This is a genomic window from Cereibacter sp. Soil_C_27 (genome assembly GCF_057657095.1).
Genome location: NZ_JBDGJD010000002.1, coordinates 935,307 through 960,579, shown reverse-complemented (window position 1 = coordinate 960,579; position 25,273 = coordinate 935,307). Strand labels below are relative to the sequence as shown.

The 25,273-nt window shown below is 67.6% G+C and carries 24 protein-coding genes; 10 read left to right on the top strand and 14 right to left on the bottom strand.

What is annotated here, in order from left to right:
• Positions 1–108: 108 nt before the first annotated feature.
• The 3 genes from AC3A5Z_RS11705 to AC3A5Z_RS11695 form a co-directional block, all read right to left on the bottom strand.
• Complete coding sequence (locus AC3A5Z_RS11705; protein WP_487519513.1) at positions 109–411, bottom strand: FtsB family cell division protein; 303 nt, start codon at positions 409–411, stop codon at positions 109–111.
• 149 nt (positions 412–560) lie between these two features.
• A complete protein-coding gene (locus AC3A5Z_RS11700) occupies positions 561–1,490 on the bottom strand; it encodes a class I fructose-bisphosphate aldolase (RefSeq protein ID WP_487519512.1) in 930 nt (309 codons plus the stop codon).
• Between the two features lie 107 nt (positions 1,491–1,597).
• Positions 1,598–2,791, bottom strand: a complete 1,194-nt coding sequence (locus AC3A5Z_RS11695; RefSeq protein ID WP_487519511.1) for a phosphoglycerate kinase — start codon at positions 2,789–2,791, stop codon at positions 1,598–1,600.
• 150 nt (positions 2,792–2,941) lie between these two features.
• On the opposite strand from AC3A5Z_RS11695, the gene AC3A5Z_RS11690 reads away from it, so the two are divergent.
• Together AC3A5Z_RS11690 and AC3A5Z_RS11685 are read left to right on the top strand one after the other, a co-directional pair.
• The gene (locus tag AC3A5Z_RS11690) at positions 2,942–3,448 is read left to right on the top strand and encodes a peptidylprolyl isomerase (protein ID WP_487519510.1); all 507 of its coding nucleotides are present in this window, start codon (positions 2,942–2,944) and stop codon (positions 3,446–3,448) included.
• Positions 3,441–4,034, top strand: coding sequence for a peptidylprolyl isomerase (locus AC3A5Z_RS11685; protein ID WP_487519509.1), 594 nt, complete (start codon positions 3,441–3,443; stop codon positions 4,032–4,034). The genes AC3A5Z_RS11690 and AC3A5Z_RS11685 overlap by 8 nt, the downstream gene beginning before the upstream one ends.
• 80 nt (positions 4,035–4,114) lie before the next feature.
• Here AC3A5Z_RS11685 and tyrS read toward each other — a convergent pair whose 3' ends face one another.
• The gene (tyrS, locus tag AC3A5Z_RS11680) at positions 4,115–5,365 is read right to left on the bottom strand and encodes a tyrosine--tRNA ligase (protein WP_487519508.1); all 1,251 of its coding nucleotides are present in this window, start codon (positions 5,363–5,365) and stop codon (positions 4,115–4,117) included.
• 73 nt (positions 5,366–5,438) lie between these two features.
• Here tyrS and AC3A5Z_RS11675 point away from each other — a divergent pair, with 73 nt between their 5' ends.
• Positions 5,439–6,536: an anhydro-N-acetylmuramic acid kinase gene (locus tag AC3A5Z_RS11675; protein ID WP_487519507.1), complete on the top strand. Its 1,098-nt coding sequence runs from the start codon at positions 5,439–5,441 to the stop codon at positions 6,534–6,536.
• Here the strand turns inward: AC3A5Z_RS11675 and AC3A5Z_RS11670 are convergent.
• Genes AC3A5Z_RS11670 through AC3A5Z_RS11655 form a run of 4 tightly spaced genes read right to left on the bottom strand, consistent with a single transcriptional unit; the run spans position 6,533 to position 9,646 of the window.
• A complete protein-coding gene (locus AC3A5Z_RS11670) occupies positions 6,533–6,955 on the bottom strand; it encodes a cupin domain-containing protein (RefSeq protein WP_487519506.1) in 423 nt (140 codons plus the stop codon). The two genes, AC3A5Z_RS11675 and AC3A5Z_RS11670, sit on opposite strands and share 4 nt — an antisense overlap.
• A 55-nt stretch (positions 6,956–7,010) precedes the next feature.
• Positions 7,011–8,288 (bottom strand): phosphopyruvate hydratase, encoded by a 1,278-nt coding sequence (gene eno / locus AC3A5Z_RS11665; RefSeq protein ID WP_487519505.1) that lies wholly within the window; start codon positions 8,286–8,288, stop codon positions 7,011–7,013.
• A 35-nt stretch (positions 8,289–8,323) separates the two neighbouring features.
• Entirely contained in the window at positions 8,324–9,214 is an 891-nt protein-coding gene (locus tag AC3A5Z_RS11660) for a DMT family transporter (protein WP_487519504.1), read from the bottom strand.
• An 18-nt stretch (positions 9,215–9,232) separates the two neighbouring features.
• Positions 9,233–9,646 carry a Fur family transcriptional regulator gene (locus AC3A5Z_RS11655; RefSeq protein ID WP_487519503.1) on the bottom strand — a complete coding sequence of 138 codons (414 nt, stop codon included), beginning with the start codon at positions 9,644–9,646 and terminating at the stop codon, positions 9,233–9,235.
• 655 nt (positions 9,647–10,301) lie between these two features.
• Between AC3A5Z_RS11655 and AC3A5Z_RS11650 the strand changes: the two genes are divergently transcribed.
• The 5 genes from AC3A5Z_RS11650 to AC3A5Z_RS11630 all read left to right on the top strand — a co-directional run bounded on the left by AC3A5Z_RS11650 (position 10,302) and on the right by AC3A5Z_RS11630 (position 16,700).
• Positions 10,302–13,964: a vitamin B12-dependent ribonucleotide reductase gene (locus tag AC3A5Z_RS11650; RefSeq protein WP_487519502.1), complete on the top strand. Its 3,663-nt coding sequence runs from the start codon at positions 10,302–10,304 to the stop codon at positions 13,962–13,964.
• 110 nt (positions 13,965–14,074) lie between these two features.
• Positions 14,075–14,578 (top strand): cell wall hydrolase, encoded by a 504-nt coding sequence (locus tag AC3A5Z_RS11645; protein ID WP_487519501.1) that lies wholly within the window; start codon positions 14,075–14,077, stop codon positions 14,576–14,578.
• A gap of 127 nt (positions 14,579–14,705) precedes the next feature.
• Complete coding sequence (locus AC3A5Z_RS11640) at positions 14,706–15,905, top strand: MFS transporter (RefSeq protein ID WP_487519500.1); 1,200 nt, start codon at positions 14,706–14,708, stop codon at positions 15,903–15,905.
• A gap of 11 nt (positions 15,906–15,916) precedes the next feature.
• Positions 15,917–16,375 carry a hypothetical protein gene (locus AC3A5Z_RS11635; protein WP_487519499.1) on the top strand — a complete coding sequence of 153 codons (459 nt, stop codon included), beginning with the start codon at positions 15,917–15,919 and terminating at the stop codon, positions 16,373–16,375.
• 91 nt (positions 16,376–16,466) lie between these two features.
• Positions 16,467–16,700, top strand: coding sequence for a FeoA family protein (locus AC3A5Z_RS11630; protein WP_487519498.1), 234 nt, complete (start codon positions 16,467–16,469; stop codon positions 16,698–16,700).
• Between the two features lie 127 nt (positions 16,701–16,827).
• Here the strand turns inward: AC3A5Z_RS11630 and AC3A5Z_RS11625 are convergent, their stop codons facing one another.
• From AC3A5Z_RS11625 to dddP, 5 genes are all read right to left on the bottom strand, one after another.
• Positions 16,828–17,892 (bottom strand): flagellar motor switch protein FliG, encoded by a 1,065-nt coding sequence (locus AC3A5Z_RS11625; protein WP_487519497.1) that lies wholly within the window; start codon positions 17,890–17,892, stop codon positions 16,828–16,830.
• 57 nt (positions 17,893–17,949) lie between these two features.
• Entirely contained in the window at positions 17,950–18,108 is a 159-nt protein-coding gene (locus AC3A5Z_RS11620) for a hypothetical protein (protein WP_487519496.1), read from the bottom strand.
• Positions 18,109–18,250: 142 nt separating this feature from the next.
• Positions 18,251–19,555 carry an adenylosuccinate lyase gene (gene purB, locus AC3A5Z_RS11615; protein WP_487519495.1) on the bottom strand — a complete coding sequence of 435 codons (1,305 nt, stop codon included), beginning with the start codon at positions 19,553–19,555 and terminating at the stop codon, positions 18,251–18,253.
• A 411-nt stretch (positions 19,556–19,966) separates the two neighbouring features.
• Positions 19,967–20,212 carry a putative hemolysin gene (locus AC3A5Z_RS11610; protein WP_487519494.1) on the bottom strand — a complete coding sequence of 82 codons (246 nt, stop codon included), beginning with the start codon at positions 20,210–20,212 and terminating at the stop codon, positions 19,967–19,969.
• A complete protein-coding gene (dddP, locus tag AC3A5Z_RS11605) occupies positions 20,209–21,546 on the bottom strand; it encodes a dimethylsulfonioproprionate lyase DddP (RefSeq protein ID WP_487519493.1) in 1,338 nt (445 codons plus the stop codon). Before dddP ends, AC3A5Z_RS11610 begins: the two co-directional genes overlap by 4 nt.
• Positions 21,547–21,687: 141 nt before the next feature.
• On the opposite strand from dddP, the gene AC3A5Z_RS11600 reads away from it, so the two are divergent.
• Positions 21,688–22,467, top strand: a complete 780-nt coding sequence (locus AC3A5Z_RS11600; RefSeq protein WP_487519492.1) for a heme-dependent oxidative N-demethylase family protein — start codon at positions 21,688–21,690, stop codon at positions 22,465–22,467.
• 63 nt (positions 22,468–22,530) lie between these two features.
• Positions 22,531–24,711, top strand: coding sequence for a Hint domain-containing protein (locus AC3A5Z_RS11595; RefSeq protein WP_487519491.1), 2,181 nt, complete (start codon positions 22,531–22,533; stop codon positions 24,709–24,711).
• On the opposite strand, the gene efp is transcribed toward AC3A5Z_RS11595, so the two are convergent.
• Entirely contained in the window at positions 24,687–25,253 is a 567-nt protein-coding gene (gene efp, locus AC3A5Z_RS11590; protein ID WP_107662687.1) for an elongation factor P, read from the bottom strand. The two genes, AC3A5Z_RS11595 and efp, sit on opposite strands and share 25 nt — an antisense overlap.
• Positions 25,254–25,273: the final 20 nt, after the last annotated feature.

The window sequence follows — 25,273 nt, the reverse complement described above, 5'->3', positions numbered from 1 at the left end:
GAAAGATCGCCTACCGCAAGTCTTCGCAGAAGACTTGCCGCCCTGACGCGACGCAAGCCGCGTCTGCACGGGCCGTGCATGCCCCGTGCATCGGATGTGCATCGTGATCTAGCGGATGACGATCTCGTCGGCGCGGACATAGCCCAGCACGTCGCGGGCCTGTTCATCGAGCAGGTCGAGATCGAGGTAGTCGTCCGACAGGCGGCGGGTCTTGTTCTGCATCTCGGCCAGATCGGTTCGCAAGAGGTCACGCTCGGCCCGCAGCGCGTCGGCCTCGGCCTTGATCTGCACCTGCCGGAACACGCCGAAATCGCCCTGCACGGCGGCGAAGGTGAAATAGGCGCCCAGGGTGAAGGCCAGAATGAAGTAAAGCGTGGCGCCGATTGCCGGGCGCGATTGCGAGCTGCTCATGGACAGGGCCTCAGGTGGTGGCCCCTCGTTCAGCGGGGGCGCATCCGGGAATCATGGCAGATGGCGAGCGATTTGGGAATCCGAAAATGACAGGAGCGCCAAACACTTCGGCGCCTGTCCCGCCGGGGCGGGACAGGCGGAAAAGCGGCTCAGGCGCGGCCCTTGTAGATGTCGACCAGCTTGCCCAGCATGGCGAGGGCGTCACTGCGCGAGCGCTGGAAGCTGTTGCGCCCGATGATCGAGCCGTTGCCACCGCCGTCGCGGATCGCGCGGGCGTCGTCATAGACCGAATCCTCGCCCTTCTTGGCACCGCCCGAGAAGACCACGATGCGCCGCCCGGCAAAGCTCGCGTCCATGCAGTGCCGCACCCGCGCCGCCTGGGTGGCGATGTCGATGTTCTGCTCCTCGTAGACCTTCTTGGCCTCCGCCAGCATCAGGTGGTCGGTCGAGAGCTTGATCTTGATGACATGCGCCCCGAGCAGCGCCGCGATCTGCGCCGCATAGGCCGCCACATCGATCCCGGTCTCGCCATCCTTGCTGATCGCCTCGCCGCGCGGGTAGGACCAGATCACCGTGGCGACACCCTTGGCCGCCGCCTCCTGCCGCATGGCAGAGATTTCTTCATACATATCAAGGGCCATGTCCGAGCCCGGATAGATGGTGAAGCCGATGGCCGCGCAGCCCAGACGCAGCGCGTCGTCGACGCAGGCGGTGATCGCCTGGTTCTTGCCGGCGGTGTCGGACATCAGCGAATTGGCCGAGTTCGCCTTGAGGATCGTCGGGATCTGGCCGGCAAAGGTGTCGGCCCCGGCTTCCAGCATGCCCAGCGGGGCAGCGTAGGCGTTGAGCCCCGCGTCGATCGCCAGCTGGTAGTGGTAATGCGGATCGTAGGCCGCCGGGTTGGCCGCGAAGGTGCGCGCCGGGCCGTGCTCGAAGCCCTGGTCGACCGGCAGGATGATCATCTTCCCGGTGCCGCCCAGCTTGCCCTCCATCAGCATCCGGCAGAGGTTCGCCTTCACGCCGGGCGTCTCGCCTTCGTAATTGCTGAGGATTTTCTGAACAACTTTGCTCGCGCGCATTCCGAGGTCCTTCCAAATGGGTTTATGCCCAGCGGTCTAGAACCCCGGAAACGCCTTCGCAACGCTGTTGGCGCTAACAGCGTGAAAAACGGCGGAAAATCCCGGTCTCAGCCCTCCAAAGCCGCCACACCGGGCAGTTCCTTGCCTTCCATCCATTCGAGGAAGGCACCGCCCGCCGTCGAGATGTAGCTGAAGCCCTCGGCCGCCCCGGCCTTGTTCAGCGCCGCCACCGTATCGCCGCCGCCCGCGACCGAGATCAGCTCGCCAGCCTTGGTCAGCTGCGCCACCTGCAGCGCCGCGGCATTGGTCGCGGCATCGAAAGGCTCGATCTCGAAAGCGCCGAGCGGGCCGTTCCAGATCAGCGTCTTCGCTGTGGCGAAGACCTCTGACAGCGCCGCCACAGTCTTCGGCCCGGCGTCGAGGATCATCGCATCGGCGGGGCAGGCGGAGACATCGACCGACTCGTTCGCCGCCCCGGCCTTGAACTCGCGCGCCACCACCACGTCGAGCGGCAGGTGGATGGTGCAGCCGGCGGCCTTGGCCTTCTCGACGATCTCCAGCGCGGTCGGCGCCATGTCGCGCTCGGCCAGCGACTTGCCGACTTCGACGCCCTGCGCCACGAGGAAGGTGTTGGCCATGCCGCCGCCGATCACCAGATGATCGACGCGGCCCACCAGATTACCCAGAAGGTCGAGCTTGGTCGAGACCTTGGCCCCGCCGACCACCGCCACCACCGGGCGCTGCGGCTTGCCGAGCGCCGCTTCCAGCGCCTTCAGCTCGGCCTCCATCAGCCGTCCCGCCGCCGCCGGCAGCAGCCGGGCGATGGCCTCGGTCGAGGCATGGGCGCGGTGCGCCGCCGAGAAGGCGTCGTTCACATAGACATCGCCGAGGTCCGCCGTAGCCTTCGCGAGCTCGGGATCGTTCTTCTCTTCCCCGGCATGGAAGCGGGTGTTCTCCAGCAGCAGAACCTCGCCCTCCAGCATCGCCCCTACCGCCTGCTCGGCCTCCGGCCCGACGCAGTCGCTGGCGAAGGAGACCTTGGTGCCGGGCAGGGCCTTCTGCAGCGCGGGAAGCACCAGACGCAGGCTCATCTCCTCGACGACCTTGCCCTTGGGCCGGCCGAAATGCGCCAGAAGCACCGGCTTGCCGCCCTTGGCCAGAATGTCTGTCACCGTCGGCACGATCTTCTCGATCCGCGTCGCATCGGTCACTTCGCCGTTTTCCATCGGCACGTTCACATCGACCCGGACCAGCACGACCTTGCCGGCAAGATCCATGTCGTCGAGTGTTTTCCAGCCCATGATGCGCTCCCTGATGTGATGTGGCCTCCTGTTTCGTCCCAACTCGGGCGCAAGGTCAACCGGCGGCATGACGCAGCCGGAGAAATTCAGACCTTTTCCTGAGGGCCGTGCAAGACTAGGTTCAGCCAACCCAAGACAGAGGAGTGCCTCATGGCCGAGATTACCGATCCCGAGAACACGATCATCATGACGCTGAAGGACGGCGAGGTGGTGATCCAGCTGCTGCCGGATGTGGCCCCCAAGCATGTCGAGCGGATGAAGGCCCTCGCCCGTGGCGGCGCCTATGACAACGTGGTGTTCCACCGCGTCATCGACGGCTTCATGGCCCAGACCGGCGACGTGGCCAATGGCAATGCCGAGAAGGACTTCAACCTGCGCCGCGCCGGCACCGGCGGGTCGGACATGCCGGACCTCCCGGCGGAATTCTCCAAGTTGCCGCACGCCCGTGGGTCCATCGGCGCCGCGCGCTCGCAGAACCCGAACTCGGCCAACAGCCAGTTCTTCATCAACTTCAAGGACAACGATTTCCTGAACGGGCAATACACCGTCTATGGCAACGTGATTTCCGGCATGGAGTTCGTTGACAAGATCACCCGGGGCGAGCCTGCGCCGAACCCGGACCGCATGATCTCGGTCAAGGTCGCGGCAGATGTCTGACGGGCGCTTCCTCGCAAGCGGGATCATGGCGCTGGGGCTGGCTGTTCTCGGCGGCTATGGCCTGTCGCAATCCGCCGTCATGGCGCAGGACGCCACCGACGGCCCCGGCCCGAACCTCAGCATTGAGGTCGCGGGCGCGGCCAACGGGACCGTGGTCATCGACCTGATGCCCGAGGTGGCGCCGCAGCACGTGGCGCAGATCACCGCGCTAGCCGGGCAGGGCGCCTATGACGGGGTGGTGTTCCACCGCGTCATCGACGGCTTCATGGCCCAGACCGGTGATGTGCAATATGGCAAGGGTTCCGACCTTTCCAGCGCGGGCATGGGCGGCTCCGACCTGCCGGACATCCCGGCGGAGTTCTCGGACGTCAGCTTCGAGCGCGGCGTCGTCGGCATGGCCCGGTCGGCCAGCCCGGATTCGGCCAACTCGCAGTTCTTCATCATGTTCGCCCCGGGCGAGTTCCTGAACGGCCAGTATACCGTGGTCGGCAAGGTGATTTCGGGGATGGATGTCGTGGACAGCATCGCCAAGGGCGAGCCGCCGAGCACGCCGGACGTGATGACCAAGGTCACGGTCGCGCCCTGAGGCGTCGGGACAAATGGAAAGGCCGGGGGGCTGTCTGCCCCCCGGACCCCCCGAGGATATTTGAAGACAGAAAATGAGGGTCAGGCGAGTCTGACCAACTTGTGTTTCTTCTTGCCGATCGAGACCTTAAGTTCTTCGCCGACCGTCTCCGCCGTCACCGTCGCATTGGCGTCACTGACCGGCTCGTTGTTGAACCGCAGCCCGTTCTCGGCCACCAGACGCTTCGCCTCCTTGCCCGAGGTCACCAGACCGGCCGCGACGAGGAAATGGCTGACCGAAAGCCCGCCGTCGAGCTTGGCCGCCTCCAGCGTCACCACCTCCAGCTCGTCGCCGACGCCGCCCTGTTCGAACACCGCCCGCGCCGTGGCTTCCGCCGCCGCCGCCGCTTCGGCGCCGTGCAGCAGGGTCGTCACCTCGTTGGCGAGGATCACCTTGGCCGCGTTGATCTCCGAGCCCTGCAGTGCGCCGAGCCGGTCGCACTCTTCCACCGGCAGCTCGGTGTAGAGCTTGAGGAAGCGGCCCACGTCGGCGTCGGTGGTGTTGCGCCAGAACTGCCAGAAGTCGTAGGGCGACAGCATCTCGCCGTTGAGCCAGACGGCGCCGCCCTGCGACTTGCCCATCTTGCGCCCGTCCGACGTGGTCAGCAGCGGCGAGGTCAGGCCGTAGATCTCGTCATCCAGCACGCGGCGGGTGAGGTCGATCCCGTTGATGATGTTGCCCCACTGGTCAGACCCGCCCATCTGCAACAGGCAGCCGTAGCGGCGGTGCAACTCGAGGAAGTCGTAGGCCTGCAGGATCATGTAGTTGAACTCGAGGAAGGACAGCGACTGCTCGCGGTCCAGCCGGGATTTCACGCTCTCGAATGCCAGCATCCGGTTCACCGAGAAATGCCGCCCGATGTCCCGCAGGAAATCGAGGTAGTTCAGATCGTCGAGCCATTCGGCGTTGTTCAGCATCAGCGCATCGGTCGCGCCCTCGCCGTAGGAGAGGTAGCGGGCGAAGACCTGCTGCATCCCGGCGATGTTGGCGTCGATCTGCGCCGGCGTCAGCAGCGGGCGTTCATCGGCGCGGAAGGAGGGGTCGCCCACCTTGGTCGTGCCGCCGCCCATCAGGGTGATCGGCTTGTGCCCGGTCTTCTGCAGCCAGCGCAGCATCATGATGTTGAGGAGATGCCCGACATGCAGCGAGGCCGCCGTGGCGTCATAGCCGATATAGGTCGGCACGACCCCCTTGACCAAGGCCGCGTCGAGCGCCTGATAATCGGTGCAATCGGCCAGGAAGCCGCGCTCGATCATCACACGCATGAATTCGGATTTCGCATGGTAGGTCATCGGGGTCTCGTGCTTTAACAGGTCATCTCGTGACGGGTTTCGTATATCGGGGGCAGGGTGTGAGGGGAAGGGCATGTTGAAACCGGGGGCGCTCTGGGTCTTGGGGGCGATGTCGGGCACCTCGCTCGACGGGGTCGATGCGGCGATGCTGCTGACCGATGGCGAGCGGATACTGGAGCTGGGCGACAGCGCCTACCGCCCCTACAGCGAGGCCGAGCGGGCGGTGATCCGCGCGGGCTTCGGCTGCTGGCCGGGCGAGGCCGCGGCGCAGGCGGCGGCGGAGGTGGTGGAGACCGCGCATGCCGAGCTGCTGTCGCGCTTTCCGGGGGCGGATCTCGTCGGCTTCCACGGCCAGACGCTGGCGCATGATCCGGGCGGGCGCGGCACGCATCAGGCCGGCTCGGGCGCGGTGCTGGCGCAGGTGCTGGGTGTGCCGGTGGTCTGGGATTTCCGCACCGCCGACGTGCAGATGGGCGGGCAGGGCGCGCCGCTGGCGCCCTTCTTCCACTTCGCCTGCGCCCGGCGCATCGGCGCCGATCTGCCGCTGGCCTTTCTCAACCTCGGGGGAGTCGGCAACCTGACATGGGTCGATCCGCGCCAGCCGGTGCCCGAGGCGCCGGGGGCCTGCCTTGCCTTCGACACGGGGCCGGCCAATGCGCCGGTGAACGACCTGATGCAGGCGCGCCGGGCGCTGACGCAGGACGAGGGCGGCAGGCTGGCCGCCGAGGGCCGGGTGGAGGAGGCGGTGCTGGAGCAGTTCCTGCGCCATCCCTATTTCTTCCGCATGCCGCCGAAATCGCTGGACCGCAATGCCTTTCCCGCGCTTTCCGAGGCGGTCGCGGGCCTTTCGGATGCCGATGCGGCGGCGACGCTGACGGCGGCCTGTGCCGCCGCGGTGGCGCGCGGGGCCGAGCATTTCCCGACGCCGGTCTCGCGGGTGCTGGTCTGCGGGGGCGGGCGGCACAACGCCACCCTGATGGCGATGCTGGCCGAGCGGCTGGCCTGCGAGGTGCAGCCGGTGGAAGCGGTGGGCCTCGACGGCGACATGCTGGAGGCGCAGGCCTTCGCTTTTCTCGCCATCCGGGTGGCGCGCGGCCTGCCGACCTCGGGGCCTTCGACCACCGGGGTCTCGGCGCTGGTCGGGGGCGGGCAGATCAGCCGCCCGGACTAGCGCGGAATCTCGACGCCGGGCGGGGCCAGCTCGAAGCCCTCGAAGCGAAAGCCGGGGCTGACGGTGCAGCCGACGAGGCTGTAATCCCCGGTCGTGCGCGCGGCCTGCCAGTGGAACGGCGGCACGATGCCCTGCACCGATTGCCCCGCCAGCGCGTCGGGGCCGAGCAGCAGATCCCGCGCCGGGCCTCGCGCCTCGGCGGCGATCGACAGGATCAGCGGAGCGCCGGCATGGAAATGCCAGATCTCCGCGGCATCGACCCGGTGCCAATGCGAGCGTTCGTTCGCTTTCAGCAGGAACAGGATCGCCGTGCCCGCGGCGGGGCCTTCGCCCTCGGCCATCCAGGTCTGGCGATACCAGCCGCCCTCGGGATGAGGGGCGAGATCGAGGGCGCGGATGATCCGGTCGGCGTCGGTCATGGCGGTGGGCCCGGAAGGAAGAAGGCCCCGGCGTTTCCGCCGGGGCCTTGTGATATCAGCGCTTCAGGATCGAGCGGCCGGCGTATTCGGCCACTTCGCCCAGCATTTCCTCGATGCGGATCAGCTGGTTGTATTTCGCCAGACGGTCGGAGCGCGACAGCGAGCCGGTCTTGATCTGGCCGCAGTTGGTCGCCACGGCGAGGTCGGCGATGGTGCTGTCCTCGGTCTCGCCCGAGCGGTGCGACATGACGTTGGTGTAGCGCGCGCGATGCGCTATGTCGACGGCGGCGAGCGTCTCGGTCAGGGTGCCGATCTGGTTCACCTTCACCAGCATGGAGTTGGCGCAGCCCGCCGCGATGCCTTCGGCCAGACGCTTGGGGTTGGTCACGAAGAGATCGTCGCCGACCAGCTGGATCTTGTCGCCCAGCGTCTCGGTCAGCATCTTCCAGCCGTCCCAGTCATCCTCGGCCATGCCATCCTCGATCGAGATGATCGGGTAATCGCCGCAGAGCGCCGCCAGATAGGCCACGTTCTCTTCCGAGCTGAGCGACTTGCCTTCGCCCTTCATCTCGTACTTGCCGCCGCGGTAGTATTCGGTCGACGCGCAGTCGAGCGCGAGGAAGATCTCCTCGCCGGGGCGGTAGCCGGCCTTCTCGATGGATTTCAGCACGAAGTCGAGCGCCTCGCGGGTGGAGCTGATGTTGGGGGCAAAGCCGCCCTCGTCGCCGATCCCGGTGTTGAAGCCCGCTGCCGACAGTTCCTTCTTCAGCGTGTGGAAGACTTCGGAGCCCATGCGGATCGCGTCGCGGATGTTCTCCGCCGCCACCGGCATAATCATGAATTCCTGGATGTCGATCGGGTTGTCGGCATGTTCGCCGCCGTTGATGATGTTCATCATCGGCACCGGCAGGATGCGGGCCGAGGTGCCGCCTACATAGCGGTAGAGCGGCTGGCCGGAAACCTCGGCGGCTGCCTTGGCCACGGCGAGCGAGACGCCGAGGATGGCGTTTGCGCCCAGACGCGACTTGTTCGCCGTGCCGTCCATCTCGATCATGGTGCGGTCGATGCCGACCTGCTCGGTGGCGTCGAAGCCGACCAGCTCTTCGGCGATCTCGCCGTTGACGGCAGCGACCGCCTCCAGCACGCCCTTGCCCATGTAGCGGGCCTTGTCGCCGTCGCGGCGTTCCACCGCCTCATGCGCGCCGGTCGAGGCGCCCGAGGGAACGGCGGCGCGGCCCGAGGCGCCGCTTTCCAGCGTCACGTCCACCTCGATCGTGGGGTTGCCCCGGCTGTCGAGAATCTCGCGGGCGTGGATGTCAACGATCGTGCTCATGGCATGTCCCTGTGCTGCGGAAGTTTGCCGCCCTCTTACCCTGCGTCGGGCCGCATGAAAAGGGCGCGCCGCCGCAGCCGCTGCTCGCGCGCGAAGGTGTAGAGACCGGAGCCGATGATCAGCGCCGCCCCGATCAGCACCCAGCGGTCGGGCCGCTCGCCGAAGACCAGCGTGCCGATCACGAGGGCGAAGATGAGGCGCGAATAGCGGAAGGGGACGATGGCCGAGACCTCGCCGACGCGGGTGGCGAGGATCACCGTCCAGTAGCCGACGAAGCCGAAGAGAAGCGCGCCGCACAGGAGGCCCAGCTGCGCCGGGGTGGGCCAGACCGCGCCGCCGCCGATCAGCAGCATGCCCGCGCCGAGCACCGCCACCGTGACGAAGGCCCAGGCGCCGACCTGCATCGTCGAGATGCTGGCGGGCAGGCGGCGGGTGGCGATGTCGCGCACCGACATGCCGATCACCGCCAGAACCCCCCAGAGCGAGGCGAGATCGAAGCCGTCGAAGCCCGGGCGGATCACGATCATCACGCCGACGAACCCCACCGCGATGGCGCTCCAGCGCCGCCAGCCAACGGTCTCGCCCAGAAACACCGCCGCGCCGAAGGTGACGGCCAGCGGCGTCGCCTGCAGGATGGCGGAGATGGTGGCCAAGGGCACCAGCGCCAGCGCGGTGATGAAGCCCGCCGTGCCGATCATCTCGCCCGCATTGCGCCAGAGCACCGGCCCCGCCAGCGCTTCGCGCGACCAGATGCTCTTGCCCTCGCGCGCGGCAAGGGCGGCGAAGAGCGGCGTGCCGGCGATGCCGAGGAACAGCAGCACCTGCCCGGTCGGCAGGTCCACCGCGACCAGCTTGATGAACATGTCCTCCACGGCGAAGGCCGCCATCGAGGCGACCATCATGAGGATGCCGCGCAGGTTTTCCATCTTGTCCTTGCCGGGCGGTCAGCCCTTCTTCACCGGTGTGCCGTAGAGCTCCAGCCGGTGCCCGATCAGCTTGTAACCAAGCTTCGCCGCGATGCGTTCCTGCAGCGCCTCGATGTCGGGATCGACGAATTCGATCACCTCGCCCGAGTTCATGTCGATCAGGTGGTCATGGTGGTCGCGCTCGGCATCCTCGTAGCGCGCGCGTCCGTCGCCGAACTCCAGCCGCTCCAGGATGCCAGCCTCCTCGAACAGCTTTACCGTGCGGTAGACCGTGGCGATGGAAATGCGCGGATCGACGGCCGAGGCGCGGGCATAAAGCTCCTCGACATCGGGATGGTCGTCAGCGGCACCGATCACCTTCGCCACGATGCGGCGCTGCTCGGTCATCCGCAGGCCTTTCGCCTCGCAGCGCGCGATGATGTTCTTGTGCATGACGGTCCCCGGTCTGATCGTCTCTCGGGACTTAGGCGATTTTGTCGCGCCGGAAAAGCCCACATCGCCGCGCCGAGGGGGCAGGCCACCCCGCCGCCACCACAGGTTGTAGCTGGGGATTCTCCGGGGCGCGCTGCGCGGCTGCCGGAGAATCGGGCAGAGGGTGGTGCGGCTTGAGGATTCCGCGCAACAGGCGGGAAATGCTTGGCTCGGCAGCAGCCCGGCGTGTCGCGGGGGCGGCGCTTCGCGCCCGCACTTCATCCACCGTTTCAAGGCGGAGCCGCAAACGCCGCTCCTTCCAGAGGATTTGCCGCTTATCCACCGCACAACCCAAAGTTATCCACTTGCCCATCCCCAAGTCGGGCCTCGCGGTGAATCGGCAGGACCCGGAGCGGCGGACGCGGGTCAAGCCGAAAATCGCTGGCGCCGCTAAAATTTCCCGATTGCCGACCCCCAGATTTTACGACACTTTGACGAAGCGCCCGAGCAGGGCACAATATATAGTGTGCATCGCCTGAGTGCCGAAGTCCCGCCGATCGCGCGTTCCGCGCCGGATCATGCCCCGCCTCCGCGGGACGAGAGGGTTTTGCGCACAGGTCAGCGCCGGAGCAGTCTCGGGGCCGGGCCCCGCAACCGAAAACAGGAGACGGGGCAGATGAAGATCGAGCGGAAGTTCACCACGGCCGAGACAGGCGCCTACGGTGCCATCGATTTTGCGACGACGGTTTCCGAGATCCGCAATCCCGACGGCACGGTGGTCTTCCGCAACGAGGCGGTGGAAGTGCCGGAAGGCTGGAGCCAGGTGGCCTCCGACGTTCTGGCGCAGAAGTATTTCCGCAAGGCGGGGGTTCCGGCCAAGCTGAAGCGCGTGAAGGAAAAGGGCGTGCCCGAGTTCCTCTGGCGCTCGGTGCCCGACGAGGCGGCGCTGGCGGCGCTGCCGGAAGACCAGCGCATTGTCGGCGAGACCAGCGCCAAGCAGGTCTTCGATCGTCTGGCCGGGGCCTGGTGCTACTGGGGCTGGAAGGGCGGCTATTTCACCACCGAGGCCGATGCCCGCGCCTATTACGACGAGATGCGCTTCATGCTGGCCCGGCAGATGGCCGCGCCGAACTCGCCGCAGTGGTTCAACACCGGCCTGCACTGGGCCTATGGCATCGACGGCCCGTCGCAGGGCCATTACTACGTCGATTACCAGACCGGCAAGCTTACCAAGTCCGAGTCCGCCTACGAGCACCCGCAGCCGCATGCCTGCTTCATCCAGTCGGTGAAGGATGATCTGGTCGGCGACGGCGGCATCATGGATCTCTGGGTCCGCGAGGCGCGGCTGTTCAAATATGGCTCGGGCACCGGCACCAACTTCTCCAGCCTGCGCGGCGAGGGCGAGAGGCTGTCGGGCGGCGGCAAATCCTCCGGCCTGATGGGCTTTCTCAAGATCGGCGACCGCGCGGCGGGGGCGATCAAGTCGGGCGGCACCACGCGGCGCGCGGCCAAGATGGTGATCTGCGACATGGATCACCCCGATGTCGAGCAGTTCATCAACTGGAAGGTCATCGAGGAGCAGAAGGTCGCCAGCCTCGTGGCCGGCTCCAAGATGCACGAGGCCAAGCTGAACGAGATCTTTACCGCCATCGGCGGCTGGGACGGCTCGATCGCCGATGCCACCGATCCGGCGAAGAACGAGGCGCTGAAGGCGGCGATCCGGTCGGCCAAGAAGGTGATGATCCCCGAGACCTACATCAATCGCGTGCTGCAATACGCGCGGCAGGGCTTCTCCTCGATCGAATTCCCGACCTATGATACCGACTGGGATTCCGAGGCCTATATCTCGGTCTCCGGCCAGAACTCGAACAACTCGGTCCGCGTCACCGACGCCTTCCTCAAGGCGGTGCGGGACGATGCCGACTGGGCGCTGATCCGCCGCACCGATGGCAAGGTGGCCAAGACCATCAAGGCGCGCGATCTCTGGGATCAGGTCGGCCATGCCGCCTGGGCCTGCGCCGATCCGGGCATCCAGTTCCATGACACCGTCAACGCCTGGCACACCTGCCCGGAAGATGGCGCGATCCGGGGGTCCAACCCCTGCTCGGAATACATGTTCCTCGACGACACGGCCTGCAACCTCGCCTCGATGAACCTGCTGACCTTCTACGCCAACGGCAAGTTCGACGCCGACGCCTATGTCCATGCCACCCGGCTCTGGACGGTGACGCTGGAAGTCTCGGTGATGATGGCGCAATTCCCCTCGCAGGAAATCGCCCAGCTCTCCTACGACTTCCGCACGCTGGGCCTCGGCTATGCCAATATCGGCGGCCTCTTGATGAACATGGGCTTCGGCTACGACTCCGCCGAAGGCCGGGCGCTCTGCGGCGCGCTGACCGCGATCATGACCGGCGTCTCCTATGCCACCTCGGCCGAGATGGCGGGCGAACTCGGCGCCTTCTCGGGCTACCAGCGCAACGCGAGCCACATGCTGCGCGTCATCCGCAACCACCGTGCCGCGGCCTATGGCAAGACCACAGGCTACGAGGCCGTAAACGTTGCGCCGGTGCCGCTCGACCATGCCAACTGCCCCGATCCGTCGCTGATCCCGCTGGCGAAATCGGCCTGGGACGAGGCGCTTTCCCTGGGCGAGCAGCACGGCTTCCGCAATGCGCAGACCACGGTGATCGCGCCCACGGGGACCATCGGTCTGGTGATGGATTGCGACACCACGGGCATCGAGCCGGACTTCGCGTTGGTGAAGTTCAAGAAGCTCGCCGGTGGCGGCTACTTCAAGATCATCAACCAGTCGGTGCCCGCGGCGCTGGAAAAGCTCGGCTACCGCTCGTCGCAGATCTCCGAGATCGTTGCCCATGCGGTCGGCCACGGCTCGATCGGCAACTGTCCGGGGATCAACACCACGGCGCTGATCGGCCATGGTTTCGGGTCGCGCGAACTCGACAAGATCGAGGCGGCGCTGCCCTCGGCCTTCGACATCCGCTTCGTCTTCAACCAGTGGACGCTGGGCGAGGATTTCTGCAAGAACACCCTCGGCATCCCGGCGGACAAGCTGGCCGATCCGACCTTCGACCTCCTGCGCCATCTCGGCTTCTCCAAGGCACAGATCGATGCGGCCAACGACCATGTCTGCGGGACGATGACGCTGGAGGGCGCACCCTTCCTGAAGCCCGAGCATTACTCGGTCTTCGACTGCGCCAATGCCTGCGGCAAGACCGGCAAGCGCTATCTCTCGGTCGAGAGCCACATCCACATGATGGCCGCTGCACAGTCGTTCATCTCGGGCGCGATCTCCAAGACGATCAACATGCCGAACTCGGCCTCCATCGCTGAGACGCTGGCGGCCTACGAGCTGTCCTGGTCGCTCGGCATCAAGGCGAACGCCCTCTACCGCGACGGCTCGAAGTTGAGCCAACCGCTTGCCTCGGCGCTGGTCGAGGATGACGAGGAAGCCGAGGAGATCCTGACCAACGGCTCGCAGCAGGAGAAGGCGATCGTTCTGGCCGAGAAGATCATCGAGAAGGTGATCGTCAAGGAGATCATCCGCTCCAACCGCGAGAAGCTGCCCGAGCGCCGCAAGGGCTACACCCAGAAGGCCATCGTCGGCGGTCACAAGGTCTACCTGCGCACCGGCGAGTACAAGGACGGCACGCTGGGCGAGATCTTCATCGACATGCACAAGGAAGGCGCGGGCTTCCGGGCGATGATGAACAACTTCGCCATCGCGGTCTCGGTCGGCCTGCAATACGGCGTGCCGCTGGAGGAATTCGTCGAGGCCTTCACCTTCACCAAGTTCGAACCGGCCGGCATGGTGCAGGGCAACGAGACGATCAAGAACGCGACCTCGATCCTCGACTACATCTTCCGCGAACTGGCGGTCTCCTATCTCGACCGCACCGATCTCGCCCATGTCAAACCGCAGGGCGCGTCCTTCGACGATCTCGGCGGCGGGCAGGAAGAGGGCAAGCGTTCGAACCTGTCCGAGGTCTCGGAAGCAGCCGCCTCGCGCAGCCTCGAGGTGCTGAAGCAGATCAGCTCCACCGGCTATCTGCGCAAGCGCCTGCCGCAGGAGCTGACCGTGCTGCAGGGCGGCATGTCCGTCTCCAGCTTCGATGCGGTCTCCACCCTCGGCGGCATGCTGACCGAGACCCGCGGCGCAACCGCGCTCGCTTCGGGCACCGTCGGGATGGACGCCCGCACCAAGGCAAAGATGCAGGGCTACGAGGGCGATCCCTGCGGCGAATGCGGCAATTACACGCTGGTGCGCAACGGCACCTGCATGAAGTGCAACACCTGCGGCGGCACCAGCGGCTGCAGCTGAGACGGTCGGCCCGACCGTCATACGAGATCCCGTGCGGGGACGAAGGGCAGGGGCGGGGCGTGTCGCGAGGCGCGCGCCGTCCCTGACCTTCAAGAAGGATAGGAGCGGCCATGAAATCCAGTCGGACACGTCTCTTGCTGCTCGGTCTCGCGGCGGCGGTCTCGCTGTCGGGCTGCGGGTTGTTCCATCGGGCGACGCCGCAGGAATGCATGGAGCGCGCGATGTATTTCGAGTCGCACCGTTCCAGCCGCGACGGGATGATCGCAGTCGGCAGCGTCGTGATGAACCGGGTCGAATCCGGAAAATACCCCCGGTCGGTCTGCGGGGTCGTGGCGCAGAAGAACCAGTTCGCCCGGGGTATCATGTCCCGCCGGATGACCGAGACGCGCTCGAGGGCGCTGGTGCGCGAGGCGGCGCGGTCGGTGCTTGCGGGCGAGCGTCATCCGCTGATCGGCAACGCGATGTTCTTCCACACCGCGGGCCATCGCTTCCCCTATGACAACATGCATTACGTGCTGGTGACCGGCGGCAATGCCTTCTACGAGCGTCGCCCGACGGAATACGTGACCCAGCGCGTCCCGCCCGCGCCGGTGGACGGGCTGACCGGCTGGTAGGGCAAAAAACGCTTCCACTGCTGGCGTCTTTGGGCGCGGGCCCGGCGCGTTTCGGCGCCCCGGCCTCTTGTGGCTGCCGCCGGGCTGTGCGCAAGTGACGCGTTCGAACCAGACAAAGACGCTTTCCATGACCATCGCGACCCGCTCCGGAACCCATCTGACCGTGCTGGTCGTGCTGGGAACGACCCATCTGCTGAACGATCTGATGCAATCGCTGATCCCGGCGGCCTATCCGATCCTGAAGGAGAGCTACGCGCTCGACTTCGTCCAGATCGGCCTCATCACCATGACTTTCCAGATCGCGGGCTCGTTGTTGCAGCCGGTGATCGGCATGGTGACCGACCGGCACCCCGCGCCCTATTCGCCGGTGGTGGGGATGATGTTCACCCTCTCGGGGCTGGTGAGCCTCGCCTTCGCCCACAGCTATGCGATGATCCTCGTCTCGGTGGCGCTGATCGGCATCGGCTCGTCGATCTTTCACCCCGAGGCGACCCGGATGGCCCGCTATGCCGCCGGACAGCGGCAGGGGCTGGCGCAGGGCATCTTCCAGGTCGGCGGGCAGGCGGGCGGGGCGCTCGGCCCGGTCTTCGCCGCGCTGATCATCGTGCCCTGGGGTCAACCGAGCCTCGCGTGGTTTGCGGTCACCGCGCTTCTGGCGATGCTGCTCCTGACCTGGATCGGCAGCAAGCAGCGGGCGATCAGCGCCGAGTTCACCGCGCTGCGGGCGCAGGCCAAGAAGACCGGCGGCAGCCCGATGCATGCGCCGCTGACCATCGGCGTCGGACTCGTGGTGCTGACCCTCTTGATGTTCACCAAGAACGCCTATGGCGAAAGCTTCCGGTCGTTCTACACCTTCTACTTGATCGAGCGGTTCGGCCTGTCGATCCCCTCGGCGCAGATGATGCTGTTCATCTTCCTGCTGGCTTCGGCGGCGGGAGCGCTGATCGGCGGCATCGTCGGCGACCGGATCGGGCGCTACCGGATCATCTGGATCTCGGTGCTGGGGCCGCTGCCGCTGACGCTGATGCTGCCCTATGTCGATCTGTTCTGGACCGGGGTTCTGACGGTGATGATCAACCTGATCATGGCCAGCGCCTTTGCCTCGATCCTGCTCTATGCGATGGAGCTGCTGCCGAACCGGATCGGGCTGATCGGCGGGCTGTTCTACGGGTTGAACTTCGGGCTCGGCGGCATCGCTGCGGCGATCCTCGGGGTGATGGCCGAAAGCTATGGTGTCGAGACGGTGTATCGCATCTGCTCCTTCCTGCCGCTGGCCGGGCTGCTCGCCTGGTTCCTGCCGCGGCTGGACGAGGGCCGGGCAGGCTAGAAAGGACGGCGATGTTCAGCGACTGGAAGAAGGAGAAGGCGGTTCAGGCGCTGATCGACGAGGCGCAGGCCCTGGCCGAGCGGCTGGAAAGTGCGAAGCCGCATGTGATCGACGGCTACGCCGCCGCCGCGCAGGTCTGGGCCGCGACCTACCGCGCCGAGGGGCAGGAGCTGCGCGACCTCGCCAGCTGGAAGCCCGCCGTCGTCACCCGCTTCATCGGCAAGGCCGAGACGCGCATCGCCGCGCTGCGCAAGCAGCGGGCCTATGACAGCAGCGACGGGCTGGCGGTCTGGCTGCACACCGCCCGCGCCGTGACCGAGCCGCGCATCGCCCCCGCGGCGCGCGAGATCTGGCAGCGGCTGGAGGAGACGGGCGAGAACGCCCGAACAATGGCCGCCGAGCTTCTGGCCGAGGCGGGCCTGCCACCCGACCCGCCCTGCATCCCGACGGGCTTCGGCAAGACGGGCTGAGGCTTGCCTGCGGCAAGCTGTCACCTCTCTATTTCCGAGTGAAATTCTAAGCTACCTCGGGGGCCGCTTCGGCCCGATGCAGGAGAGCACCATGCAGACGCCGCTGACGCTGATCGACGGAGGGGTGAAGACCCATGTGACCGCCATCCTCGGCGGGCGCGAGATGCAGAAGCGGCTGTCGGACATCGGCATCCTCGTCGGGCGCGAGGTCGAAGTGGTCCGCCGCGGCGGCGGCGGGGCGCTGGTGGTTGCGGTGGGCGACACGAGGCTGGCGCTCGGTGATGACGTATCGCGCAAGATCTTCGTCGCGCCGAGCCGGGTGTAGGCGTCTGCGCGGGGGCGTGTTCGAGGCGCATAGGGCAGGGCGGGCGCTCGCCGTTCGTGAAGCGTGAATGGCAGAGGCTGCCCAAGGACCGGCCCGCACGCCTCTCAGCTCCGGAGGAGCGCCGCCACTACTCGTCCTCCTCCACGATCAGCGTCAGCTCCCCCGCCGCCTCGAGCTGGCGGATCCCGGCGACGATGGCGTTCATCGCCTCCTCGGCCTCCTTCTCTTTCACCCTGCCGCGCTGGCCCGCCTCTTCGCGCAGGCCCTGCGCCATCCGTTGCGACATGTTGGCCAGCAGGAACTCCGCCGCCTCCGTCGCCTCGGGTGAGGCCTGTGCCGCGGCAATGGCCGCGACGAGGCGCACCTGATCGACGACCCGCACCACCTTGGGCACGTCGCGCGGGTTGAGCCGGGCCGGGATGTGCAGGAAGGTGAAGATCGCCTTGCGCACCTGCTCGGCAAAGGCCGCATCGGCCTCCTCCAGCCCCTTCAGCACCTCGTCGCGGGTCAGCGCTGGCGAGACGTTGAGGATCGCGCCCACCCGGTCCACCGGCGTGCCGGTGAAGGCGCGGGCGGGCAGATTGTCGAACTGCGCCGCCAGCGAGACGCCGATCCGCCGCACGGTGTCGGGATCGACATTGCCGGTCATCGACACGGCATAGGCGACGCGGCGGGCCTTCTCGCCGGGCAGCTTGCCCAGAAGCTCCGCCGCCTTGGGCACCGGCAGCTTCGACAGCATGACCGCCGCTACCTCGGTGCTTTCCTGCTCCAGCACCGGCACCAGCGCCTCCACCGGCAGGGCGGTCAGCTTCTCCCACGGGTCGCCCTTGCCGCCGGAGCCCGCCATCCGCCGCAGCCGCGTCGCGGCACCGGGGCTGATATGGCCGTCCATGACTGCCAGCGCGCCTTCGAGCCCGCCGGGGAAGGAGAGGCCGACCTGATCCAGCTCGTCGAGAAACTCCTCGATCACGGCGATCATGGTGGATCGGTCGATGCTGCGCATCTTGGCCATCTGCTCGGTCAGACCGGCCTGCAGGTCTTCGGGCAGGGAACTGAGCGGCGGCAGGCTGCCGCCTTCGGCCAGCATCAGCCGGACGATGATCGCGGCTTTCTCCCGCCGTGACAGGGTACGAGGGCCGTCATCCGCCACGACCAGTCGTGACGGGGTGATCTGTGCCAGAGCCTGTGCCATGCCGCCTCCGATTCTTCAGGACGGGGCCAGCATGGCAGCAGGCGGGTTAAGGCCGGCTTAGCTCGAGACCGTGACGCAGGCCTTCAGCGCCGGATCGTAGGTCTGGTTGTCGCCGCAGGCCGAGGCGGTGACGTTCTTGCTGAAGGGGCAGCCCTCGGCCAGGGCCAGCGTGGGAGCAAGGGTCAGGGCGACGAGGGCAAGGGCAGTGATCTTCATCGGCAGTCCTCCTTCTGGGGCGCGGGGCGCCCGGTGATGCGAGAGCAACAGTGGGAACGGCGTTGGAAATCGTATGCCCGGAAGGATAGCACGGATTCGGTCGCGGCAAGAGGGCAATCCCGCCTTGCCGCGACCGGGGCGATCAGGCGCCGAAAACCCGGGCGAAGATCGTGTCGACATGCTTGGTATGATAGCCGAGGTCGAACTTCTCCTCGATCTCGGCAGGGCTGAGGGCGGCGGTCACCTCGGGATCGGCGAGAAGCTCGGTCTTGAAGTCGGCGCCCTGCTCCCAGACCTTCATCGCATTGCGCTGCACGAGGCGGTAGCTGTCCTCGCGGCTGACGCCGGCCTGCGTCAGGGCCAGCAGCACGCGCTGGCTCATCACCAGACCGCGGAACTTGTTCATGTTGGCCAGCATGTTCTCGGGGTAGATCACCAGCTTCTCCACCACCCCCGCGAGACGGTGCAGCGCGAAGTCGAGCGTGATCGTGGCGTCGGGGCCGATGGCACGCTCCACCGAGGAATGGCTGATGTCGCGTTCGTGCCAGAGCGCCACATTCTCCATCGCCGGGATCACCGCCATCCGCACGAGGCGCGCGAGGCCGGTCAGGTTCTCGGTCAGCACCGGATTGCGCTTGTGCGGCATGGCCGAGGAGCCCTTCTGCCCGGGAGAGAAGAACTCCTCCGCCTCCAGCACCTCGGTGCGCTGCATGTGGCGAATCTCGATGGCAACATTCTCGATCGACGAGGCGATGACGCCTAGCGTCGCGAAGAACATCGCGTGACGGTCGCGCGGGATCACCTGGGTCGAGATCGGCTCGGGGGTGAGACCCATCGCGGCGCAAACATGCTCCTCGACCGACGGGTCGATATTGGCGAAGGTGCCGACCGCGCCGGAGATCGCCCCGGTCGCCACTTCGGCGCGGGCGTTCACCAGACGGGCGCGGTTGCGCGCCATCTCGGCGTAGAAACGGGCGAAGGTCAGGCCCATGGTGGTCGGCTCGGCGTGGATGCCGTGGCTGCGGCCGATGCGGACGGTGTGCTTGTGCTCCATCGCCCGGGTCTTCAGCGCGGCCAGCACCCGATCGAGCGCGGCCAGCAGCAGGTCGGAGGCGCGCACCAGCTGGATGTTCAGCGTGGTGTCGAGCACGTCCGACGAGGTCATGCCCTGATGCACGAAGCGCGCCTGATCCGCGCCGATCAGCTCGGCCAGATGGGTCAGGAAGGCGATCACGTCATGCTTGGTGACGGCCTCGATCTCGTCGATGCGGGCGATGTCGAAGCTCATGTCCTTGGCGCGCCAGACGGCTTCGGCATGGTCCTTCGGGATGACGCCGATGGCGGCCTGCGCGTCGCAGGCATGGGCCTCGATCTCGTACCAGATGCGGAATTTCGTCTCGGGCGACCAGAGGGCGACCATTTCGGGACGGGAGTAGCGCGGGATCATCGGACAGCCTTTCGGTTCGGGGCGGGCGTGCATCGCTTAGCCGCTGGGGCCCGGGGTGGCAAGGCTGGGCTGCCGCAACTGCAGGCGGCGGGTTCATGGCGAGGCTGGAGTGACGATCGGCAAACCGCGTCACGGGCCGATCGGCACGATCCAGATGAGCCTCGAGCGCCGCTTCACCCGCCTCGGCGCTCTCACGACCGGCGAGAGATACCGGGCGGCCCGCCGCCGCGCCCTGCCGTTCTTCTCTGAAAAATATCCCCGCCGGAGGCATCCCAGCTCAACCGCAAGCGCACCCGGACATCATCCTGCCGCGGCAGCGCCGCGCGCGGGGGCTCGATGCCCCCAAGCGCGGCTCGCCCGGGCCGGTTCAACCGCGGGCGGTCCGTCGGGCCGGCTGCGGAGGGAGCGGGGTCAGAGCGGGTTGGTGTCGCGGTAGAGCTTCCATTCCTCGATGACGCTGCCGTCCTTGAGGTGGCAATAGCCCGCCTCGCCGGCCTGTTCCTGCCGGATCTCCAGCTGCCCGCCGAGCCGGGCGCAATAGACCGAGGCCGGGTTCGCCATGCCGGCGCGCGCCAGATCGGGCGCGCCGCTCTCGGTGCCACCGCCGCCGCAGGCCGCGACGAGGGCAAGCGGTGCCATCTGCAGGTATCGGATCATCGCGCCCCCATGAGTGCCGCATCGAACGGATAGGTCGTCAGGTTCTCGTGGCCGGCGGGGGTGATGAGCACCTGATCCTCCAGCTTGATCGAGAAGTCGCCACCCTCCGGCGAGACCAGCGCCTCGACACAAAGCACCATGCCGGGCTCCAGCGCAACCTCGAAGGCGCCCTCCACCCAGGCATCGGGGTAGGGAACGAAGGGCCATTCGTCGCAGAGCCCGACGCCATGCATCTTGCAGGAGTACTTCTGCTTCCAATAGCGCGGCTCCAGCCGATGCCCGCCATGGGTGAGTTCGCGCACCGTCACCCCCGGCTTCAGCATCGCCATGTTGGCGTCGATATGGGCGCGGGCGTGCAGCATGGCCTCGACCATCGCGCGGGGTGGCGGGCGGTCCCCTATCCACCAGCTCCGAGAGATGTCGATGCAGATGCCGTAGCTGCCGATCAGGTCGGTGTCGAAGGCGACGATCTCGTTCGGCTGGATGATCCGCGGTCCGCATTCCTGAAACCACGGGTTGGTGCGCGGGCCGGAGGCGAGGAGCCGGGTCTCGATCCACTCGCCGCCGCGGCGGATGTTCTCGGCATGGAGCACCGACCAGACGTCATCCTCCGACATCGCGCCGCCCGGAATGCCCTCGCGCGCCGCCCGCTCCATTTCGGCGATGGCGGTCTCGCAGGCGTGGTGGGCGCAGCGCATGGCGAGGATCTCGTCGGGGCCTTTCACCGAGCGGGCGCGTTCGGCGACCGCCTCGCCCTCCAGCACCTCGAACCCGGCCCGCTCCAGCGCGCGCAGGCCGTGGACCATGATCTTGTCCACGGCCAGCCGCCGGTTGGTCCCGGCATGGGCGCGCATCACCTCGGTCACCTGCCCGGCGAAGGAGCTGGCATCGGCCTCGGTCCGGTCGCCGCAGACGCCGTAGAAGAACGAGGCGCCGGAGCGGATCTCGGCGACGAGCGGGTTGAAGCTGGCGAGGAACGGCGCCTGCTTGTAATCCCAGAGGACCATATGCCCGTCGGCGCAAAGGAGCACGGCGCGGAACGGGTTGTGGCTGTTCCAGAGCTGCATGTTGGTGGTGTCGGTGGCATAACGGATGTTCATCGGATCGAAGAGCAGCAACCCGCCGATGTCGCGCGCGACAAGGGCCTCGGTCAGCCGTCGCCAGCGATACGCGCGCATTGAAGCGAGGTCGGGCAGCGCCAGCCCCGCCGCCTGCCATTCGGCGAAGGCGAGCCGGGTCGGGCCGATCTCCACCCGGTCGTTGGCGTTGGGCGAGCCGTCGCCCAGTGTGGCGCCCCGGCTGGGATCGATCTTGCGGCGGTCGACATAATTCATATCGCACTCCTCCCCGATCAGACGAGCCTCGGGCAGCGGCGGCGCGCTGGCGCGTCTTGCGGCGACATGGGCCGCGTCGCAAAGCGCTGTCGCGCCTGCAGGCTCTTCCCTCGCGGCGTGGGGACGGGCTAGAACCGCCCGATGAGCCCGATCCTGCAAGCCCGCCTGCCTTTCGCCCCCTGGATGGACCCCCGCACCTGGCGCCTGCCCGGCATCCTGCCGGTGGAGGGCGACGACTGGCTGCGGATCGACGACGCCTATTGCGCGCAGATGGCGGAGCGCGACCGGCTGATCGCGGCCTGTCCCGACCTGGTGCACGGGCTGCTGCAGCCCGCGCGGCCCGCGGCGGAGGAACTCTTCGACCGGGTGCTCGACTGGCTACGGCGCGTGCCGGGGTTCACCGTGGGCGCGGAGGCGGTGACGCGGCCGGATGGCGTCGTCGTCCCGCTGGACCGCAGCCGGCCCCTGCTGACGCTCGGGCGGCTGGTGCAGGAAGACCTCTGCCTGATGCAGAGCGAGGGCGGCGAGAGCGTGCTGACCGGCGCGATCCTCTGTTTCCCGGCAAGCTGGACGCTGGCCGAGAAGCTCGGGCGACCGATGACCGGCATCCATGTGCCGGTGGAGCCCTATACCGCCGACGTCGCCCGCCGGGTGCAGCGGCTCTTCGATGCGATCCGACCGGAGCAGATGCTGTGGCGGGCCAATGCTCTGGTCTATGACGATCCCATGCTGCACCAGCCCCGGCGCGAAGGTCACCATCGCCCCGCGCCGGTGGAGCGGCGCTATCTGCGCTCGGAACGGCAGGTGCTGGCCCGGCTGCCGCAGAGTCGCGCGGTGGTCTTCTCGATCCACACCTACCTCGTGCGGGTCGAGGATCTGGAGCCGGAGGCGCGGGACGGGCTGGCGGCGGCGGGGCTCTGAGCGATTAACCGCATCTTCAGCCGCGGCCTCTAGCTTGGGCCACCGGACCCGAGCGGAGGCGTGATGGCCACCTATGTCATCGGCGGCTATGCCGCATCGGACTTCACCATCCTCGGCGGTGGCCAGCCTGCCATCGGGGCGCAGTTCCGGCTCGACCCGGACTGGAGCGCCTCGACCCACGCGCTGACCATCACCGTCACCGATGACGACAGCACCTTCGACGCGAGCCAGAACGGCGCCAGGGACCCGACGCAGAGCGCCGTCATCACCGATGCGCAGGGCGTCGTGGTGGCCGACGGTCCGGCGCGGCTTGTCCATACCGGCAGCACCACCGATGGCGCGGGCCAGTCGATCCAGGTCTACGAGGTCTATGTCAACGACGTGCTGGCGGGCTATGCCTCGGCCCAGCCGATCCAGCCCGGCACCACCTACGAGATCACCGCGGGCGGCGACGTGGGCCTCGCCCCCGACTATGCCTCCTTCGCAACCTCGACCTACGAGCAGTCCGCCGACAACAGCGCCAGCGGCGGCGGCTTTGCCGACGATCTGCGCGGCGGGGCGGGCGATGACAGCCTGACGGGCGGTTCGGCCGATGACACGCTTTCGGGCGGCGAGGGCAATGACACGCTGCGCGGCGGCATCGGCAACGACACGCTGGAGGGCGGGGACGGCAATGACTCGCTCTACGGCGACGACGGCGCGGACCGGGTGGCGGGCGGCGCGGGCGGCGACCGGGTGGATGGCGGGTCGGGCAATGACACGCTGCTGGGCGAGGATGGCAACGACACGCTGGTCGCGGGGCTCGGCAACGACTCGATGCGCGGCGGCACGGGCGACGACTGGCTCTACACAGGCGCCGGGTCCGACACGCTCTGGGGCGAGGCGGGATCGGACACCTTCTTCATCACCGAAGCGTCCGGGCCCGAAGTCGTCCATGGTGGCGAGGATATCGGCACGGTCGAGCGCGACATGCTGGATTTCCGCAACATCACCACCTCCGACGGGGTGCGGGTGGTCTTCAGCGGCGACGAGAGCGGCGGCTACACGCTGAAGAACAGCACCGGCCAGTTCACCGGGATCGAGGGCGTTGCCGGGACCGAGCGCGACGATGTGCTGAACGCCGAAGCCTCCGGCGCGGCCCAGTCGCTCGACGGGCGCGAGGGACGCGACACGCTGACGGGCGGCTCCGCCGACGATACGCTCGGCGGCGGGCAGGATGAGGACGTGCTGACCGGCGGCGGCGGGGACGACCTGCTGACCGGTGGCGGCGGTTCCGACCGGCTGGTGCTGTCCGAGGGCGGCGGGCGCGACACGGCGACCGATTTCAACATGACCCGCGACGGCAGCGATCGGACCACCGACCAGATCGACGTCAGCCGCTTGCGCGCGCCGGATGGCAGCCCTGTGCGGATATGGGATGTCACGGTCAGCGACGACGGCGACGGCAATGCGCTCCTCGCCTTTCCGAACGGCGAGGAGCTGATCCTGCAGGGCGTGACCCCGGCGGAGGCCTCGGCGAAGCTGAACGCGATGGGCGTGCCCTGCTTCGTCTCCGGCACGCTGATCGACACGCCCACGGGCGGGCGCCGGGTGGAGGATCTGCGGCCCGGCGATCTGGTGAGCACGCGGGACCACGGGCCGCAGCCGCTGGTCTGGACCGGGGGCAGGGCGCTCGGGCCCGCGCAGCTGCGCCAGTCGCCGCAGCTGCGCCCGGTGCTGATCGAGCCGGGGCGGATCGGCGCGCAGCGCCGCCTGCTGGTCTCGCCGCAGCATGCGGTGATGCTGCGGATCGCGGGGCAGGAGGTGCTGGTGCGGGCGCGGCATCTGGCGCAGGCGGGGCTCGCGGGCATCCGGGTGGCCTCGGCCAAGCGGCACGTCGGCTATCACCACCTGCTCTGCGCCCGGCACGAGATCCTGCTGGCCAATGGCGTGGCCTGCGAAAGCCTCTATCCCGGTCCGCAGGCCCTGCTGTCGCTGGGCAGCGCCGGCGCCGCCGATCTGCTGGCGCGCCGTCCCGACCTTGCGGGCGTGCTCGCAGGCCGGGTTGCGGCGTGGGAGGTCTACGGCCCGCCGGCCCGCCCGGTGCTGGAGCGGCGCAGGCTGTTGGCGCTGGAGCAGGCGGTGCTCGAGGCGGCTCTGGCGGTCAGTGGGCCGAACGGAAACGGGGCGGCGCGCGGGTCTGCGCGGCCGCCCCGTCTGTCACGCCCGAGCGCGGAGGATCAGTCCTTGGCGCGCTCGACGTAGGAGTTGTCTTCGGTGTTGATCACGATCCGCGTGCCGGCACCGATATGCGGCGGCACCATGACGCGCACGCCGTTGGTGCACATGGCGGGCTTGTAGGAGGAGCTCGCCGTCTGGCCCTTCACCACCGGCTCGGTCTCGGTGATCTCGACCGTGACCTTCTGCGGCAGTTCGATGGCGATGGCGACACCGTTGAAGGTCTTGAGATAGACCCGCAGGCCCTCAGTCAGGAAGACCTTCTGGTCGCCCACCACATCCTCGGTGACCACCACCTGATCGTAGCTCACCGGCTCCATGAAGTGGTAGCCCTCGCCATCCTCATAGAGGAAGTCGTATTCGCGCTCGTCGACATGGGCGCGCTCGACCTGCTCGGTCGTGCGCCAGCGCTCCGACACCTTGGTGCCGTCGGAGATGCGGCGCATGTCGACCTGGGTGACCGGCGTGCCCTTGCCGGGGTGGAAGTTCTGCGCGGTCAGCACGATGTAGAGCTTGTCGTCCAGCTCCACCACGTTGCCCTTGCGAAGCGTCGATGCGATGACTTTCACGGTGTATTCCTTGTGGTCCA

Excerpts from the sequence above, each read along its gene's own strand:
- AC3A5Z_RS11705 (WP_487519513.1), bottom strand. The coding sequence starts at position 411 with ATGAGCAGCTCGCAATCGCGCCCGGCAATCGGCGCCACGCTTTACTTC.
- AC3A5Z_RS11595 (WP_487519491.1), top strand. The coding sequence starts at position 22,531 with ATGGCCACCTATGTCATCGGCGGCTATGCCGCATCGGACTTCACCATC.
- AC3A5Z_RS11645 (WP_487519501.1), top strand. The coding sequence starts at position 14,075 with ATGAAATCCAGTCGGACACGTCTCTTGCTGCTCGGTCTCGCGGCGGCG.
- AC3A5Z_RS11655 (WP_487519503.1), bottom strand. The coding sequence starts at position 9,646 with ATGCACAAGAACATCATCGCGCGCTGCGAGGCGAAAGGCCTGCGGATG.
- dddP (WP_487519493.1), bottom strand. The coding sequence starts at position 21,546 with ATGAATTATGTCGACCGCCGCAAGATCGATCCCAGCCGGGGCGCCACA.
- eno (WP_487519505.1), bottom strand. The coding sequence starts at position 8,288 with ATGAGCACGATCGTTGACATCCACGCCCGCGAGATTCTCGACAGCCGG.
- AC3A5Z_RS11650 (WP_487519502.1), top strand. The coding sequence starts at position 10,302 with ATGAAGATCGAGCGGAAGTTCACCACGGCCGAGACAGGCGCCTACGGT.
- purB (WP_487519495.1), bottom strand. The coding sequence starts at position 19,555 with ATGATCCCGCGCTACTCCCGTCCCGAAATGGTCGCCCTCTGGTCGCCC.
- AC3A5Z_RS11620 (WP_487519496.1), bottom strand. The coding sequence starts at position 18,108 with ATGAAGATCACTGCCCTTGCCCTCGTCGCCCTGACCCTTGCTCCCACG.
- AC3A5Z_RS11630 (WP_487519498.1), top strand. The coding sequence starts at position 16,467 with ATGCAGACGCCGCTGACGCTGATCGACGGAGGGGTGAAGACCCATGTG.
- AC3A5Z_RS11695 (WP_487519511.1), bottom strand. The coding sequence starts at position 2,791 with ATGGGCTGGAAAACACTCGACGACATGGATCTTGCCGGCAAGGTCGTG.
- AC3A5Z_RS11600 (WP_487519492.1), top strand. The coding sequence starts at position 21,688 with ATGAGCCCGATCCTGCAAGCCCGCCTGCCTTTCGCCCCCTGGATGGAC.
- AC3A5Z_RS11625 (WP_487519497.1), bottom strand. The coding sequence starts at position 17,892 with ATGGCACAGGCTCTGGCACAGATCACCCCGTCACGACTGGTCGTGGCG.
- AC3A5Z_RS11685 (WP_487519509.1), top strand. The coding sequence starts at position 3,441 with ATGTCTGACGGGCGCTTCCTCGCAAGCGGGATCATGGCGCTGGGGCTG.
- AC3A5Z_RS11700 (WP_487519512.1), bottom strand. The coding sequence starts at position 1,490 with ATGCGCGCGAGCAAAGTTGTTCAGAAAATCCTCAGCAATTACGAAGGC.
- AC3A5Z_RS11635 (WP_487519499.1), top strand. The coding sequence starts at position 15,917 with ATGTTCAGCGACTGGAAGAAGGAGAAGGCGGTTCAGGCGCTGATCGAC.
- AC3A5Z_RS11610 (WP_487519494.1), bottom strand. The coding sequence starts at position 20,212 with ATGATCCGATACCTGCAGATGGCACCGCTTGCCCTCGTCGCGGCCTGC.
- AC3A5Z_RS11640 (WP_487519500.1), top strand. The coding sequence starts at position 14,706 with ATGACCATCGCGACCCGCTCCGGAACCCATCTGACCGTGCTGGTCGTG.
- tyrS (WP_487519508.1), bottom strand. The coding sequence starts at position 5,365 with ATGACCTACCATGCGAAATCCGAATTCATGCGTGTGATGATCGAGCGC.
- AC3A5Z_RS11670 (WP_487519506.1), bottom strand. The coding sequence starts at position 6,955 with ATGACCGACGCCGACCGGATCATCCGCGCCCTCGATCTCGCCCCTCAT.
- AC3A5Z_RS11660 (WP_487519504.1), bottom strand. The coding sequence starts at position 9,214 with ATGGAAAACCTGCGCGGCATCCTCATGATGGTCGCCTCGATGGCGGCC.
- AC3A5Z_RS11675 (WP_487519507.1), top strand. The coding sequence starts at position 5,439 with ATGTTGAAACCGGGGGCGCTCTGGGTCTTGGGGGCGATGTCGGGCACC.
- AC3A5Z_RS11690 (WP_487519510.1), top strand. The coding sequence starts at position 2,942 with ATGGCCGAGATTACCGATCCCGAGAACACGATCATCATGACGCTGAAG.